The following is an 18,287-nucleotide window of genomic DNA, read 5'->3' as shown; positions in this document are numbered from 1 at the left end:
CGTGGCGCGTCCCGCCGTCGTGGAAGCGCCGCGTCCCGCCGTGGCGCCCGTCGCCGCGCGCCCCGCGACTCCAGTCGTGAACGAGGGCCCGCCGCCCATTTCGCGCGTGGGCCGCGACCGGCCTTTGCCGCTGTCCTTCGCCCAGCATCGCCTCTGGTACCTCCAGCAGATGGCGCCCGGCAGCGGCGCCTACAACAACCCGTCGCTCTTCCGCCTCGTCGGGGAGCTGGACGTGGACGCGCTCCAGGCCACGCTGGACGCGCTGGTGGCGCGGCATGAAGTGCTGCGCACCACGTACGCGCTGGAGGGCGACCGCGCGGTGCAGAACATCCACCCGCCGCGCGGCCTGCCGCTCCCGCGCCGCGACGTGGAGGGTGACTCGCCCGAAGCCCGCGAAGCGGAGATGCAGCGCTTCTGCAGGGCCTACGCGCTGTTGCCCTTCGACCTGGATCAGGCCGTGCTGCGCGCGATGCTGCTGCGCCTGGAGCCCCAGGTGCACGTGCTGGCGATCGTCTTTCACCACGCCGTGTCCGACGCGTGGTGCAACATGGTCGTCGCGCACGAGCTGACGGCGAACTACGCCGCGTTCCACGCGGGCCAGCCGTCGCCCCTGACGGAGCTGCCGGTGCAGTACGCGGACTACGCCGTGTGGCAGCGCGCCTGGCTGGAAGGCGGCGTGATGGAGGCGCAGCTCGCCTGGTGGAAGCAGCAGCTGGCCGGGGCGCCCACGCTGGAGCTGCCCACGGACCGGCCGCGTCCCGCGGTCCAGTCCTTCGCGGGCGCGCGGTACCGCTTCGCGTTCCCGGCCGACGTGTCCGCGCCGCTGCTGGCGCTGGGCCGCAAGCAAGGCGCCACGTCGTTCATGGTGCTGATGTCGCTCTTCCAGACGGTGCTGTCGCGCTACTCGGGCCAGGACGACTTCGTGGTGGGAACGCCCATCGCGGGCCGCATGCGCCCGGAGGTCGAGTGGCTGATGGGGTGCTTCATCAACACCCTGCCCTTCCGCTCGAAGCTGTCCGGCCAGCCGTCCTTCGTGGAGCTGCTGGGCCGCGTGCGCACCCAGGCCCTGGAGGCCTACGCGCGCCAGGACGCTCCGTTCGAGCGCGTCCTGGAGACACTCGAGCTCCCTCGCGACCTGAGCCGCACGCCGGTCTTCCAGGCCGTCCTCAACGTGATCAACACGCCGGAGGCCCGGGGCCAGCTGCCGTCGCTGGCACTGAGCCAGGTGGAAGTCCCCAACGACACGGCCAAGTTCGACCTGTCCCTGGAGGTGCTGGAGAGCCGCACGGGCATCGTCTGCCACCTGGAGTACGCCACCGCCCTCTTCGACGCAGCCACCATCGAGCGCATGGCGGAGCACCTGGTGGTGCTCGCGAGGGAGATCATCGCGACTCCGGAAGCATCGCTCGCGACGCTGTCGTTGCTCACGCCGGCCGCCCGCGAACAGGTGCTGCGCGGCTGGAACGACACGCGCGTGGACTTCCCCGCTGGGGCCACGCTGCACCACCTCTTCGAGTCCCAGGCCGAACGCACGCCGGAGACCATCGCGCTCCAGTTCGAGGACCAGCGCCTCACGTACGCGCAGCTCGACGCCCGGGCCAACCAACTCGCGCACCACCTGCGTGCGCGCGGCGTCGGCCCGGAGACCCTGGTGGGCGTCTGCATGGAGCGCTCGCTGGAGATGGTCGTCGCCCTGCTGGGCGTCCTGAAGGCCGGAGCCGCCTACGTGCCGCTGGATCCGGCCACGCCCGCGGAACGGCTCGCCGGGATGTTGGAGGACACCGCCGCGCCCGTGCTCCTGGTGCAAGAGCGCTTCCGTACCGCGCTGCCTCCGAATGCCGCGCACGTCATCGCGTTGGATGAGCAGGCGGACCTGCTCGCGAATGAGTCCACGGCGCGTCCCGTGCCGTTGGCTGGGGATGACTCCCTGGCGTACGTCATCTTCACGTCTGGCAGCACGGGCCGTCCCAAGGGAGCGATGAACGCGCACGCGGGCATCGTCAACCGCCTGCGCTGGATGCAGGGGCGCTACGGCCTGACGCCGTCGGACACGGTGCTGCAGAAGACGCCGTTCAGCTTCGACGTCTCGGTGTGGGAGTTCTTCTGGCCTCTGATGACAGGCGCGCGGTTGGTGCTCGCGAGGCCCGGAGGTCACCAGGAGCCGGACTACCTCGTGGCGCTGATGGCGAGAGAGGGCGTCACGACCGCGCACTTCGTGCCCTCCATGCTGCGAGCCTTCGTGGAAGAGCCCGGCCTGGAGTCCCTGGCGCGTCTGCGCCAGGTGATGTGCAGCGGCGAAGCCCTGCCCGCGGACCTGGTGCTCCGCGCCCAGGCGCGCCTGCCGCACACCACGCTGCACAACCTCTACGGCCCCACCGAGGCCGCCGTGGACGTGACGTCCTGGGAGTGCCCGCGCGACGAAGCCCTGCGAGTCGTGCCCATCGGCCGGCCCGTGGCCAACACGCGCATGCACGTGCTGGATGCCCGCGGTGAACCGGTGCCCGTGGGCATCCCAGGAGAGCTATTCATCGGCGGCGTACAGGTCGGCCGAGGCTACTGGCGCCGCCCCTCGCTCACCGCCGAGCGCTTCATTCCCGACGCCTTCAGTGACACGTCCGGCGCGCGCCTGTACCGCACGGGCGACATCGCCCGGTGGCGCACCGACGGCACGCTGGAATACCTGGGCCGCGCGGACTTCCAGGTGAAGCTGCGAGGCTTCCGCATCGAGCTGGGCGACATCGAAGCCGCGTTGCTCACGCACCCGGAGGTCCGGGAGGCCGTTGCCGTGGTGCGCGAGGACGCGCCCGGTGCGCGGCGCCTGGTCGCCTACGTCGTCTCGGGCGCGGACCTGGATCTGGCCTCGCTGCGGCCCCTCCTGTCGCGGCGGCTGCCCGAGTACATGGTGCCCGCGATCTTCATCCCGTTGCCGGCGCTGCCGTTGACCTCCAGCGGCAAGGTGGATCGCAAGGCCCTGCCCACGCCAGAGGGCCAGCGAGCGGCGACGCGCGAGTACATCGCGCCCCGCACGGAGATGGAGCGGACGCTCGCGGAGGTCCTGGCGCAGGTGCTGCGCGTCGAACGCGTGGGGCTCGATGACAACTTCTTCGAGCTGGGCGGCGACTCCATCATCAGCCTCCAGGCCGTCGCGAGGGCCCGGCAGGCCGGCATCCAGCTGTCTGTCCGCGACCTGTTCCAACATCCGACGCTGGAGGCCCTGGCCTCCGTGGCTCGCGTCAGCGGGGGCCGGCTCGCGGAACAGGGACCGGTGGTGGGCGAGGTGCCGCTCACGCCCATCCAGCGCCAGTTGCTGGAGCGCGATCCCACGCACGCCCATCACTTCAATCAGGTGCTGCTGCTCCAGGCGCGCCAGCCGTTGAAGGCGGCGTGGGTGGAAGAGGCGATCCAGGCATTGGTGGTCCACCACGACGCCCTGCGCATGCGCTTCATGCGTGAGGACGGTGGCGCCTGGCGCCAGCAGGACGCCGCGCCCGATGAGGCCCAGGTTTCCCTGCTCCAGTTTGATCTGTCCGAACTGCCCGCGGAGATGCGCGCGGCGCGGCTGGAGGAGGAGGCCGAGCGCCTCCAGGCTTCGTTCGACCTGGCCCGGCCGCCCCTGCTGCGCGCCGCCCTCTTCCACTTCGACGCCGGACATGAGCAGCGCCTGCTGCTGATCTTCCACCACCTGGTGGTGGACGCCGTGTCCCTGCGGGTGCTTGTCGAGGATTTGGAGACCACCTACCTGCGCTTGCGCGCGGGCCAGTCTCCTGCGCTCCCCACGAAGACGACCTCGTTCCTCGCCTGGGCACGCAGGCTGGAGGTCCACGCGCTGTCCGACGCACTGCATGCGCAGACGTCTCTCTGGCTCGACGAGGCCCGGCGTGACGTAGCGCCGTTGCCCACTGACGGCTCCGGGCCCGGGACCGCGGCATCGCACCGCACCGTGTCCGTGCGGATGGATGCGGAGGAAACGCGGCTGCTGCTCCAGGAGACGCCGGCGGCCTGGCGGGCGCGAATCAACGACGTCCTGCTGACGGCCCTGGCCCTGGCCCTGCGCGAGTGGACGGGCCAGTCGCGCCTGCTCATCGACCTGGAGGGCCACGGTCGAAAGGAGCTCTTCGCGGACGCGGACGTGTCCCGCACCGTGGGGTGCTTCACGTCGCTGACGTCGGCCCTGCTCCAACTGCCGGAGGGCGGATCGACCGGAGACTGCCTGCGCGCGGTGCGCGATTCGCTGTCCACATGGTCCGACCGAGGCATCGGCCAGGGCCTGCCGCGGTTCATGGGGCCCGAGGAGCTCCGCCAGCGGCTCGCGGCCCTGCCGTCCGCGCAGGTGGTCTTCAACGAGTTGAAGCAGCTGGACGGTTCCACCGGCGCCAGCACCCTCTTCGCCCCAGGCACCGAGCCCACCGGCATGACGGTGGCGCCCCGGTCCCATCGCGCTCACGCGCTGTCCATCGACGGCTTCGTCGCGGACGGACAGCTGCGGATGGACTTCGGCTTCAGCCATGAGTGGCATCACACCGCCACCATCGAAGCCCTGGCCCAAGGCTTCACGCGCGCGCTGCGCGAGCTCATCGCCCGACGCAACTCGGAGGACGCGAGCAGGAAGACGCCGAGCGACTTCCCCCTGGCGCGCCTGTCCCAGGCCTTACTGGACGCGGTGCTCGCGGCGCAGGGTCCCACGGTAGAGGACCTGTTCCCGCTCTCCGCGCTCCAGGAGGGCATGCTCTTCCACGCGCTGAATGATCCGGAGTCGGGCTTCTACTTCGAGCAGGCCGCGTGGTCGGTCCACTCGGACGTGGACCTCGCGCTGTTCCAGCGGACATGGCAGACGGCGGTGGACCGCAACCCCATCTTGCGCACGGCCTTCGTGTGGAAGGACCTGGAGACGCCGCTGCAGGCGGTGCATTCACGCGCGGTGATGCCGTTCGAAGCGCATGACTGGCGCCACCTGCCGGAGCCGGAGCAGCAGGTGGGGCTGGAGCGGCTGCTCGCGGAGGATCGCGCGCGCGGCTTCGACGTGTCGCGCGCGCCCCTGTCGCGCATGACGGCGGTGCGGCTGGGGGACGCGCGGTGGCGCTTCGTCTGGAGCCACCACCACCTGCTCTTCGACGGCTGGAGCCTGGGCCTGTTCTTCCAGGAGGTCTTCGCCATCTACGACGCGCTGACCGCCGGGACGCCACTGCCCGCCGCCGGACGTCCGCCGTTCCGGGACTACATCGCGTGGCTGGGCCAGCGCGACGTCGCCGAGGACGAACGCTTCTGGCGCAGCCAGCTGTCAGGCCTGTCGTCGCCCACGCCCCTGCCGTCCGTGCGCCCTCAATCCGCGCAACCCAACGGTACGGTGAATCAGCCCAACCGGGTGCTGACCCTGCCGGAGGCACGCACCACGGCACTGGAGGCCTTCGCCCGGCAACACCGGCTCACGGTCAACACGTTGACGCAGGCGGCGTGGGCCCTGGTGCTGGCGCGCCACGCGGACACGCGCGATGTCCTCTTCGGCACCACGTTCGCGGGCCGGCCGCCGGAACTCGCGGGCTCGGAGGCCATGCTCGGCCTGCTCATCAGCACGCTGCCAGTCCGCGTCGCGCTCCCCGACGAGGACGCGCCCGTGCTGCCCTGGCTCCAGTCCCTCCAGGCGAAGCTGCTGGACATCCAGCAGCACCAGCACACGCCGCTGGTCGCCGCGCACGGTTGGAGCGACATCCCCCGGGGCCTGCCACTCTTCCAGTCGCTGCTCGTCTTCGAGAACGCTCCCCTCGACGAATCGGTGCTGCGCCGCTCCACCGCGCTGGATCTGCGCGACCTGGAGCTCGGCGAGAGCACGAACTACCCGCTGTCGGCCACGGTGCACCCGGGCCGCGAGCTCCAACTGCACCTGGCCTACGACGAGAACCGCTTCGACGCGGCCGCCGTGCAGCGAGTGCTGGGCCAGTGGAGTCAGGCGCTCGAAACCCTCATCCAGCCCGGAGCCCGGCTGACGGACGTGTCCCTCCTCCCGGCCGAGGACCGTGCCTGGCTGCTACGCACCGGCACCGGCGACGTCGTGGACTTCGAGCGCGACACCACCGTGCACGCGCGCTTCGAACGGCAGGCCTCCGAGACGCCGGATGCGGACGCCGTGGTGTTCGAGGAAACGACGCTGTCCTTCGGGCAGCTCAACGCGCGGGCCAACCAACTCGCCTGGCACCTGCGGTCGCTGGGAGTGGGCCCGGAGGTGACGGTGGGCCTGTGCCTGGAGCGGTCGGCGGAGGCCATCGTGGCACTGCTGGCCGTGCTCAAGGCCGGCGGAGCCTTCGTGCCGCTGGACCCCAAGGCTCCGGCCGCGCGCAAGTCGTTCGTCCTCAAGGATTGTGGTGCGTCCGTCCTGGTGACGACGCAGGCATTGCAAGAAGCGTGGCACCCAGAGGTGCCCCACCTGGTGCGGCTGGACGCAAAACCTGTCGGACAGTCGGACAGGTTCGCGGAGGCCGGGCAGGCCCCGAGGGGCATCGAACCTGTCGGACAGTCGGACAGGTTTGGGAAGGTCGCGTCGGGAGAGGCTGAACCTGTCGGACTGTCGGACAGGTTTTCGGAGAACCCGCCGCCGGTGGTGGGCGCCGGGAACCTCGCATACGTCATCTACACGTCCGGCTCCACGGGCACGCCCAAGGGCGTGATGGTGCAGCACCGCTCGGTGATCCACCTGCACCTGGCGATGACGCGGAGCATCTACGAGGAACTGCCGCCCGCTCAGCGCATCACCGTGAACGCGCCGTTGTACTTCGACGCGTCCATTGAACAGGTGATCCAGCTGCTGGGCGGCCACTGCCTGGTCATCGTCCCGGAGGACGTGCGCCTGGATCCAGAGACCCTGCTCGGGTGGATGGATCGTCAGCGCATCGACGTGTTCGACTGCACGCCGTCGCAGCTCAAGCTCCTGCTGTCCGCGGGAATGCTGGAGCGTGCCCACCTCCCCGGGCGCTTCACCATCGGCGGCGAGGCGATGGACGAGGTGACGTGGCGGCAGCTCGCCGCGACGAAGCGCACGCGTGTCTACAACGGCTATGGCCCCACGGAGGTCACCGTGGACGCGACGACCATCGCCGTCCAGGGCGCGCCCCAGCCGTTGCCCGTCATCGGCCGGCCAATCACCAACCTGCGGGCGTACGTGCTCGACGCGAACCAGCGTCTGGCGCCCATCGGGACGCCGGGCGAGCTGTGCCTCTCCGGTGAAGGCGTCACGCGAGGCTACCTGGGCCAGCCCGCGCTCACGGCCGAACGCTTCCTACCAGACCCCTTCAGCACGGAGCCCGGAGCCCGCCTCTACCGCACGGGCGACAAGGCCCGCTGGCGCGAGGACGGCACGCTCGACTTCATGGGCCGCCTGGACTTCCAGGTGAAGCTGCGCGGCAACCGCATCGAGCTGGGTGAGATTGAATCCACGCTCCGCGCGCACCCGGGCATCCGGGACGCGGTGGTGCAGGTGCACGACGACCGGCTCGTGGCGTACGTCGCGCCCCAGGTGGACACGTCGCCCCTGCGCGAGCACCTGCTCCGTCACCTGCCGGAGTACATGGTGCCCGCGGTGTTCATCACGCTCGACACCCTGCCGCTGACGTCCAATGGCAAGGTGGATCGCAAGGCGCTGCCGGCACCGGAAGCCGCGCCCGCCACGGAGCGCGTCATCGAACCGCCCGCGACGCCCACCGAGGCGGCGCTGATCCCGCTGTGGAGCGAGGTGCTGCGCGTCCCCGCCGTGGGACGCAACGATGGCTTCTTCGAACTGGGCGGTCACTCGCTGCTGGCCACGCAACTGGTGTCGCGCGTGCGCAAGCACTTCGGAGTGGAGCTGCCCCTGCGCGCCCTGCTGGAAGGGCCCACGGTCGCGGCGCTGGCCGAGCGCATCGACGCCCTCCGGCAACCCGCCTCCGAGGCCCTGGAAGTCCCCGAGTCCGCCCTGCCCGCGCTGGTTCGCGCGGAGCGTCCGGACGTGCTGCCTCTGTCATTCGCGCAGCATCGGCTCTGGTTCATCGAGCAGCTTGGCACGGCGGGCAACGCCTACAGCCTCCCGAGCATGCTGGAGCTGGACGGCACGCTGGACATCATCGTGATGCTGGCCGCGTTCGACGAACTGGTGCGCCGCCACGAAGCGCTGCGCACGACCTTCAGTTCGCACGAGGGCACGCCGTCGCAGGTCATCCATCCGCCCTTCCCCATGCCCCTGCGGCATGAGGACCTGTCCGCGCTGCCGACGGCGGAGGCGCGCGAGGCGGAGGCATCGCGGCTGGCGCTGGAGGAGGCTCGCGCCCCGTTCGACCTGGAGCAGGGCCCGCTGTTCCGCGGGCTGCTGATGAAGCTGGGGCCCACGAAGCACCGGCTGCTGCTCAACACGCACCACATCATCTCCGACGGCTGGTCCACGGGAGTGCTGGTGCGGGAGATGGGCGCGCTCTACGCGGCGTTCTCCGCGGAGCAGCCGTCGCCGTTGCCGGAGCTGCCGGTGCAGGCCGCCGACCACGCCCTCTGGCAGCGCGGCTGGCTCCAGGGCGACGTGCTGGAGTCGCAGGTGGCGTACTGGCGCGGGCAGCTGGACAACGCCGCGCCCTACCTGGAGCTGCCCTCGGACCACCCGCGTCCTACGCGCCAGTCCTTCCGGGCCGGCGTGCAGCCCATGACCCTGCCGCGCGAGCTGAGCGAGGCGCTGGAGTCACTGGCGAAGCAGACCTCCACCACGCCCTTCATGGTGCTGCTCGCGGCCTTCCAGCTGCTGCTGCACCGGTACGCGGGCCAGGAGGACGTGCTCGTGGGGTCGCCCATCGCGGGCCGCCGCCACGCGGAGTCCGAGGACCTCATCGGCTACTTCGCGAACACGGTGGTGCTGCGCACGCGGGTCCGCGACACGCTCCGCTTCCGTGAGTTGCTGGAGCAGGTACGCACCACCACGCTGGGCGCGTACGAGCACCAGGACCTGCCGTTCGAGAAGCTGGTGGAGGCGCTCCATCCGGAGCGAGACCTGGGCCGCACGCCGCTGTTCCAGGTGACCTTCACGCTCCAGAACGCGCCCCTGCCTGAGCTGTCCCTGCCGGGGCTGACGCTGCGCCCACTGGAGTCCACCCCGGAGGTCATCCTCTTCGACCTCCAGTGGCTGATGATGCGCACGCCGGACGGCTTCGACGGCGGCCTCGTCTTCAACCAGGACCTCTTCGAACCGGCCACCGTGGCCGGCATGGCGGATCACCTCCGAGTGCTGCTGGAGGCCGCCGTCCGAGCGCCGGACACGCGGCTGGGGCAGCTGCCCTGGCTCACGGACGCCGAGCGCCAGCGGTTGCTCATCGGGTGGAACGACACCGCCCGGGACTACCCGCGCGACGCGTCCGTGGGCACCCTCTTCGCGGAACAGGCCGCGCGCACGCCCGACGCCATCGCGCTGAAGTCCGGCGGGGAGACGCTCACGTACGCGGCGCTGGAGCGCGCGTCGAACCAGCTCGCGCACCACCTGCGGCGCCAGGGCGTACGGCCCGGCCACCGGGTGGGCCTGTGCCTGGAGCGGTCGTTCGACCTCGTCACCGGTCTGCTGGGCATCCTCAAGGCCGGCGCGGCTTACGTGCCGGTGGACGCGAAGACCCCCGCGGAGCGCATCACCTGGATGCTCCAGGCGGCCAGCGTGAGCGTGCTCGTCACGCAGGAGGCGCTGGCGGATGAACTGCCTCAGGTGACGGACCTCCAGGTCCTGCTGGACGCGGATGAAGCGCAGATCGCGCGGCAGCCGGAGACGCCACTCGACCTGAACGTGTCCGCCGACGCGCTGGCCTACGTGATGTTCACGTCGGGAAGCACCGGCCGGCCCAAGGGCGTGAGCGTCCCGCACCGGGGCGTCACGCGTCTGGTGCGCGGCGCGGACTTCATCCACTTCGGACCCGAGGAGGTCTTCCTCCACCTGGCGCCCATCGCGTTCGACGCGTCCACGCTGGAGGTCTGGGGTGCGCTGCTGAACGGCGCGACGCTGGTGCTCGCTCCGCCCAAGTCCTTGTCACTGGAGGAGACGGGAGCGCTGCTGCGGCGCGAGGGCATCACCACGCTGTGGCTCACCGCCGCCCTCTTCGAACAGATGGTGCTCCACCAGGGTGATGCGCTGGCCCGAGTGAAGCAGGTGCTGGCAGGCGGTGACGTGCTGCCCGTGGAGCGCGTGCGTGAACACCTCAAGCGGTTGCCGCCAGGCGCCGTGCTGGTCAACGGCTACGGCCCCACGGAGAACACCACGTTCTCCGCCACGCACACGCTGCGTGCCGGGGACATCGTGGGCCGCTCGGTGCCCATTGGCCGGCCGCTGTCGAACTCCACGGTGTGGGTGCTGGACGCGGCGCTCCATCCCGTGCCGCCGGGCGTACCGGGCACGCTTTACGTAGGCGGAGACGGCCTGGCCTGGGGCTACCTCCAGCGCCCGGACCTCACCGCCGAACGCTTCATCCCCCACCCCTTCGCCGCTGAACCCGGAGCGCGTCTCTACGACACGGGCGACCGCGTGCGCTGGCAGCGCGATGGGACATTGGAGTTCCTGGGCCGCGCCGACTTCCAGGTGAAGCTGCGCGGCTACCGCGTGGAGCCGGGCGAAATCGAAGCCGTGCTGCGCCAGTCGCCAGAGGTCGAGGAGGCGGTGGTCGTGGTGCGCGAGGACGTGCCCGGCGACAAGCGCCTCGTAGCCTACGTGGTGAGCGGTGAAGCGGAAGGCCTGGACACGGGAGCGCTGCGAGCATCCGTGCAGAAGCAGCTGCCGGACTACATGGTGCCCTCGGCCATCATGGTGCTGCCGAAGCTGCCCCTGAGCGCCAACGGCAAGGTGGACCGCAAGGCCCTACCCGCGCCCCAGACCCGTGTCACGGACGGCGCCATCGCCGCGCCCCGGAGCGAGCTGGAGAAGGCGCTCGCGGGCATCTGGGCGGAGGTGCTTCATCTGGACACCGTGGACATCCACGGCGACTTCTTCGAACTGGGTGGGCATTCGCTGCTGGCCACGCAGGTGGTCTCGCGCATCCGGTCGACACTGGGCGTGGAACTGCCGCTGGGCGAACTGTTCCATGCGCCCACGGTGGCATCGCTGGCGGAGCGGCTGGTGAACGCGCGCCGCACCCAGGCGCCACCGCTGGTCCGTGCCGCGAGGACGTCCGCGCCGCCGCTGTCCTTCGCGCAGCAGCGGCTGTGGTTCGTCGATCAGCTGGAGCCGGGCAGCCCGCTCTACAACATGCCGCTGCCCCTGAGCCTCACCGGCGACCTGGACGTGGACGCGCTGCGCGCCAGCCTGGACGCGCTGATGGCGCGGCATGAATCCCTGCGGACCACCTTCCGCATGGAGGCGGGCAAGCCGGTGCAGGACATCCACCCAGAGGGCCACGCCCCCCTGGAATTCGTGGACCTGACGGCCTTGGGCAGCCGCACCACGAAGCAGGCCGAAGCCCAGCGCCAGGGCCACGCGGAGACGCTGCGTCCGTTCGACCTGACGCGCGGGCCGGTGATCCGTGCACTGCTGATGAAGCTGGAAGAACGGGAGCACGTGCTGGTGCTGCACCTGCACCACATCGTGTCCGACGGCTGGTCCCTGGGCATCCTCGTGCGGGAGCTCACGGCCCTCTACGAGGCCCGGCGCGCGGGCCGCTCCGCCGCCCTGCCGGAGCTGCCGGTGCAGTACGCGGACTTCGCGGTCTGGCAGCGCGGCTGGCTCCAGGGCGGAGTGCTGCAAGCGCAGGTCGAGTGGTGGAAGAACCAGTTGGCCGGAGCGCCCTTCGTGCTGGACGTGCCCACGGACCGGCCAAGGACCGCCACCTCCACGCAGCGAGGCGGCCTGGTCCGGGTGACGCTCCCGCGTGTCCTGAGCGAACGCGTGGACGCGCTGGCCCAGGCCGAAGGCGCCACGCCCTTCATGGCGCTGCTGGCGGCGTTCCAGGCCGTGCTGTCGCGCATGTCCGGACAGGAGGACGTGCTGGTGGGCTCGCCCATCGCGAACCGCAGGCACGCTGAGACGGAAGGCCTCATCGGCTTCTTCGTGAACATGCTGGTGCTGCGCGGCCGCTTCAGCGCGAAGACGACGTTCCGCGAGCTGCTGTCTCAGGTGCGCGCCACCACGCTGGGCGCGTACGAGCACCAGGACATCCCGTTCGAACACCTGGTGGAAGCGCTCCAGCCCGAACGCGACCTGGGCCGCACACCGCTCTTCCAGGCGATGTTCGCGCTCCAGAACGCGCCCGTGCCGGAGCTCGCGGTGCCCGGCCTCACCGTGGGGCCGGCCTCCTTCGATGGCGGCAGCCCGACGCAGTTCGAGCTGGCGCTGGACCTGAACCGGACCCGCGACGGCTACGAGGGCCGCTTCCACTACGCCGCGGAGTGGTACGACGCGGGCACCATCGAGCGGTTCGCCGCGCACCTGCGCCGGCTGCTGGAGGCCGTGTGCGACGCGCCGGACCTGCCGCTGGCGGACATATCGCTCGTGTCGCCGGAGGAGTTGGTGCGGCTGGTGCGCATGGGCGGCGGTGAGCTGCTCGACTTCGAGCGCGACGCGACACTGCACGGCCTCATCGAGCGGCAGGTGGCGCGCACCCCGGATGCCCCGGCCGTGGTGTTCGGGGAAACGGCGTTGACGTACCGGCAGCTCGACACGCGGGCCAACCAGCTCGCGTGGCGGCTGCGCTCCGTGGGGGTGGGCCCGGAGGTGCGGGTGGCGCTGTGCCTGGAGCGCTCGGTGGAGTCCATCGTCGCGCTCCTCGCGGTGCTCAAGGCGGGCGGAGCCTTCGTCCCGCTGGACCCCGGAGCCCCGCCAGCGCGCAGGGACTTCGTGCTGAAGGACAGCGCCGCGGCCGTGCTCGTCACGACGGAGACCGCGTGCGGGGACTGGAGCCCCTACGGCGTCCAGGAAGTCTGGCTGGACGTGGAGCAGCCCGGCCTGGGTGCCCTCTCCCACGAACCCCTGCCCGCGCTGACGGGCCCGGAGCACCTGGCGTACGTGCTGTACACGTCCGGCTCCACGGGCACGCCCAAGGGCGTGATGGTGCAGCACCGCTCCGTGCTCAACATGCACCGGGCCATGGGCCGAGCGTTCTACGCGGGCCAGCCGCGTGGACAGCGCATCAGCGTCAACGCGCCGCTGTACTTCGACGCGGTGATTGAGCGCGTGGTCCACCTCATCGACGGGCACTGCCTCCACGTCGTCCCGGACGCGCTGCGCCTGGATCCGGAGGCGATGCTCACCTGGCTGGAGCAGCACCGCATCGACGCGCTGGACTGCACGCCCGCGCAGCTCAAGCCGCTCCTGGCGGCCGGGCTGCTGGAGCGGGCCTGGGTGCCGCCGGTCATCCTGACGGGCGGCGACGCGCTGGACGTGGAGACGTGGCGGCGGCTCGCGGCGACGGACCGCACGCGCGCCTTCAACGGCTACGGCCCCACGGAGTGCACGGTCGGCACGACGGGCGCCTCCATCCAGGGCAGTCCCCGGACGGAGCCCGTCATCGGGCGGCCACTGGCGAACCTGAACGCGTACGTGCTCGACGCACGGCAGCGGCTGGTGCCCTTCGGCATGCCGGGCGAGCTGTGCTTCTCCGGCGAAAGCGTCACGCGCGGCTACCTGGGCCGTCCGGACCTGACGGCCGAGCGCTTCGTCCCGGATCCCTTCAGCGCGGAGCCCGGAGCCCGCCTCTACCGCACGGGAGACAAGGGCCGCTGGCGGCCGGACGGGACGTTGGAGTTCATGGGCCGCCTGGACTTCCAGGTGAAGCTGCGCGGCTACCGCATCGAGCTGGGCGAAATCGAAGCCACGCTGCGCACGCACGCCGGAGTCCGGGACACGGTGGTCCTGGTCCGAGAGGACACGCCGGGCGATGCGCGGCTCGTGGCCTACGTGGTGACGGACGGCGACACGGAGGTGCTGCGAGAGCACCTGCGCAAGCACCTGCCGGAGTACATGGTGCCGTCGGCCTTCGTCACCCTGCCCGCCCTGCCGCTGACACCCAACGGCAAGGTGGACCGCAAGGCGCTGCCCTCACCGGAGGCGCAGTGGCGCGCCGCGCGCTCGTACGAGGCTCCGGCGACACCCGCGGAGGTGGCCCTGGCCTCGCTGTGGGAGGAGCTGTTGAACGTGCCCGTCGTGGGCCGCAACGACCACTTCTTCGAGCTGGGCGGCCACTCGCTGCTGGCCACACAGCTGGTCTCCCGAATCCGCGCCCGCTTCGGCGTGGACGTGGGCGTCCGCGCGCTGTTCGAGTCCCCCACCGTGGCGGCGCTCGCCCAGCGGCTGCCGGATGCACCGGAAGCCAACGCCCTGCCCTCGCTGCGTCCCGCGACGAGCCCCGGTCCGCATCCGCTGTCGTTCGCGCAGCAACGGCTGTGGTTCATCGATCAGCTCGACCCGGGCAGCGCGCTCTACAACATGCCCACCGCGCTGCGGCTCTCCGGCGCGGTGGACGTGCCAGCGCTGCAACGGGCCTTCGACGCGCTGGTGCATCGCCACGAAGCGCTGCGCACCACCTTCGAAGCGAACAACGGCGAACCCCGCCAGCACGTGCACCCCGCCCCCACCGGAGTCCTGTCGGTGGTGGACCTGACGGGCCTGCCCGACGATGAGAGAGAAGCGGAGGCCGTGCGGCTCGCGAGCGAGGACGCGCTGCAGCCCTTCGACCTCGCCATGGGTCCGCTCACGCGGCTCACGCTGTTGAAGCTGGGCGAGCAGGAACACGTGCTGCTCCTGTGCCTGCACCACGCCATCGGCGATGGCTGGTCCATGGGCATCCTGGTGCGCGAAGTCACCGCGCTCTACGAGTCCTTCCGGCAGGGTCAGCCCTCTCCGCTGGCACCGTTGCCGGTGCAGTACCCGGACTTCGCCGTCTGGCAGCGCGGCTGGCTCCAGGGCGAAGTGCTGGACGCGCAGCTCGGCTGGTGGACGCAGCAGCTGGCCGGAGCCCCGCAGGCCCTGGCCCTGCCCACGGACAAGCCCCGGCCGCCCCAGCGTTCCGCCAGGGGCGCGACCTTCCCGGTGCGCCTGTCGCTGTCGTTGAGTGAGGCAGTGGAGGCGCTGGCCCAGGCGGAAGGCGCCACGCCCTTCATGGTGCTGCTCGCGGCCTTCCAGACACTGCTGCACCGGTACTCCGGGCAGGAGGACCTGCTGGTGGGCACGTCCATCGCGGGCCGCCGTCACGCGGAGACGGAGGGCCTCATCGGCTTCTTCGTCAACACGCTGGTGGTGCGCGCCAGGTTCGACGGCCGCCCGTCGTTCCGGAAGCTGCTCTCGCAGGTGCGCACCACCACGCTGGGCGCGTACGAACACCAGGACATCCCCTTCGAGCGACTGGTGGAAGCCGTGCAGCCCACGCGCGACCTGTCGCGCACGCCGCTCATCCAGGCCCTCTTCGCGCTCCAGAACATGCCGGATGCGGAGGTGCGCCTGCCGGAGCTGACGTTGCGTCCGGTGGAGGTGGACCTGCCCACGACGAAGTTCGACCTGGACCTGACGCTGAGCCGCACGGAGCGAGGCTTCGAGGGCGATCTCTCCTACGCCACGGACCTCTTCGAACCCGCCACGGCCCGCAGGTTGTCCGATCACCTGGTCCAACTGCTGGAAGGCGCGGTCGCGAAGCCCGACACCGCGCTGGACACCCTGCCCCTGCTGACGGCGGAGGAGCGCCAATGGGTGCTGGAGGAGTGGAGCGGCGAGAGGATCCGCTTCGAGTCCGACCTGCCCTTCCACGCGCGCTTCGAACAGCAGGTGACGCGCACGCCCAAGGCGCCCGCCGTGGTGATGGGCGACACGACGGTGTCGTTCCACCAGCTCAACGTGCGCGCGAACCAACTGGCGCACTACCTGCGCTCGCTGGGAGTGGGCCCGGATGTGCCGGTGGCCTTCTGCCTGGAGCGTTCGCCGGAGGCCATCGTCGCGCTCCTGGGCATCCTCAAGGCGGGCGGCGCGTACGTGCCGCTCGACCCCGCGGCCCCTGAAGCGCGAAGGGCGTTCATCCTGGAGAACAGCGGCGCGGCCGTGCTGCTGACCACCCATGCCCAGGTGGAGTCGTGGCAGCCGGCGGTGCGGCACGTGGTGCGGCTGGACGTGGACGCGCGGCGCATCGAAGCGTCCTCGCCGGGCAACCCGCGCACGGCCACACGACCGGAGCACCTGGCCTACGTCATCTACACGTCGGGCTCCACGGGCATGCCCAAGGGCGTGATGATCCAGCACCGCTCGCTGGCGCACCTGCATCGTTCGCTGACGGAGGCCTGCTACACGCAGGCGCCCAAGGGGATGCGGGTGAGCATCAACGGGCCGCTCTACTTCGACGCGTCCGTGACGCAGCTGCTGTTGATGGCGGACGGCCACTGCCTGTGCATCGTCCCGGAGGCCGTGCGGCAGGATCCGGAGGCGATGCTCACGTGGGTGGAGCAGCGGCGCATCGACGCGCTGGACTGCACGCCGTCCCTGTTCAAGCTGCTGCTGGAAGCAGGCTTCCTGGATCAGTCCCACGTGCCGGGCATCTGCTTCATCGGCGGTGAGGCGATGGACGAGGTGACGTGGCGCACGCTCGCGGCCACGAATCACACGAAGGCCTACAACGCCTATGGCCCCACCGAAGGAACCGTGGCGTCCACCATCGAGTGCATCCAGGGCACGGCGCAGCCCACGCCCGTCATCGGCCGGCCCATGCTCAACGTGGGCGTGTACGTGCTGGACGCGAACCTGAACCCCGTGTCCGTGGGAGTGCCCGGCGAGCTGTTCATCTCGGGCGAAGGCCTCGCACGCGGTTACCGCAACAGGCCGGACCTCACGGCGGAGCGCTTCCTTCCCCACCCGTTCAGCACGGAGCGCGGAGCCCGCCTGTACCGCACGGGCGACCGGGTCCGCTGGAAGCAGGACGGCACGCTGGACTTCATGGGGCGCGTGGACTTCCAGGTGAAGCTGCGCGGCTACCGCATCGAGCCGGGCGAAATCGAAGCAGCGCTGCGCACGCACCCGGGCATCCGCGACGCGATGGTGCTGGTGCGCGAGGACGTGCCGGGCGTGCAGCGACTGGTGGCGTACGTGGCGCCGGAGGTGGACACCGCTCCGCTCCGAAGCCACCTCCAGCGCTCGCTGCCGGACTACATGGTGCCGGCGGCCTACGTCGCTCTGCCCGTCCTCCCGCTGACGCCCAACGGCAAGGTGGACCGCGCGGCCCTGCCCGTCCCCGTGGACGGCCCGGTCAGCCCCGAGGCCCACGTGGGCCCCCGGAATGAAGCCGAGGCCCGGCTCGCGGCCCTCTGGGCCGAGGCGCTGGGCGTGGCCACGGTGGACGTGCGCTCCAGCTTCTTCGAACTGGGCGGGCACTCACTGCTGGCCGTGCGGCTGATGGCGGCGGTGCACCGGGAGACGGGCCGGAAGCTCCCGCTGTCGGCGCTCTTCCAGGCCCCCAGCGTGGAGCGGTTCGCGGTCCTGCTGGCGGAGGCCGAGCCGGAGGAGCCGATGCCCTTCACGCCGTTGGTGCCCTTCACGAAGGAAGGCCCGGGCACCGCACCGCCGTTCTTCTGCGTGCACCCGGTGGGAGGCAACGTGCTGGCCTACGCGGAGCTCGCGCGGAGGCTGGGACCGGATCAGCCCTTCTACGGCATCCAGGCCCGAGGCCTCGACGGCACGCATCAGCCGCTGGACACCGTGGAGGCCCTGGCCGCCAGCTACGTGCGCGTTGCGCGAGGCGTCCAACCCCACGGCCCGTACCGCCTCGGCGGCTGGTCCCTGGGCGGCGTCATCGCCTACGAGATGGCGTACCAGCTCCGCGAAGCAGGTGAATCGGTGGAGCTGGTGGCGATGATCGACTCGTACGTGCCGGAGACCGTGCCGGACTCGGAGCCGGACCTGGACCGTACGCTGGCGGTAGCCCTGTTCGCACAGGACCTGATGGGCGTGTCGCTGACGGACCTGGATGTGGACACGGTGCTGGAGTCCGCGGCCCTGGCCGAAGCCCTGCCACCCGGAATGGACGCCACGGCCCTCTTCCAGGTCTTCGAGGCGAACCTCGAAGCGGCACGGCGCTACCACCCGCCCGCGATGGATCAGCGCGTGCTGCGCATCCACGCGGAGGAGCGGGACGAAACCCGCACGCCCGACGGCGGCTGGGGTGCGCTGGTGGGCGAACAGCTCGAATCGCACGAGCTGCCGGGCACCCACCACACGCTGCTGCGTGAGCCCACCGTGCAGTCCGTGGCGGAGCTGCTGACGAAGGCGCTCCACGACGCGGGCCAGGAGTGACGTAACCACCGAGGCCCGCAACGAAGAACCCCGCTCCCTCCTTCGAGGGGGCGGG

The 18,287-nt window shown here is 71.0% G+C and carries 1 protein-coding gene; it reads left to right on the top strand.

Annotated features, from left to right (window positions below; all coding sequences use genetic code 11):
• Positions 1-40 precede the first annotated feature (40 nt).
• Entirely contained in the window at positions 41-18,232 is an 18,192-nt protein-coding gene (locus D7V77_RS18550; protein ID WP_233597088.1) for a non-ribosomal peptide synthase/polyketide synthase, read from the top strand.
• Positions 18,233-18,287 lie beyond the last annotated feature (55 nt).

It is taken from the genome of Corallococcus sp. CA041A (genome assembly GCF_003612075.1).
In the GTDB taxonomy this organism is placed as follows: domain Bacteria; phylum Myxococcota; class Myxococcia; order Myxococcales; family Myxococcaceae; genus Corallococcus; species Corallococcus exiguus.
The sequence above is the reverse complement of the archived record's forward strand: the minus strand, read 5'-3'. Positions and strand labels throughout refer to the sequence as shown.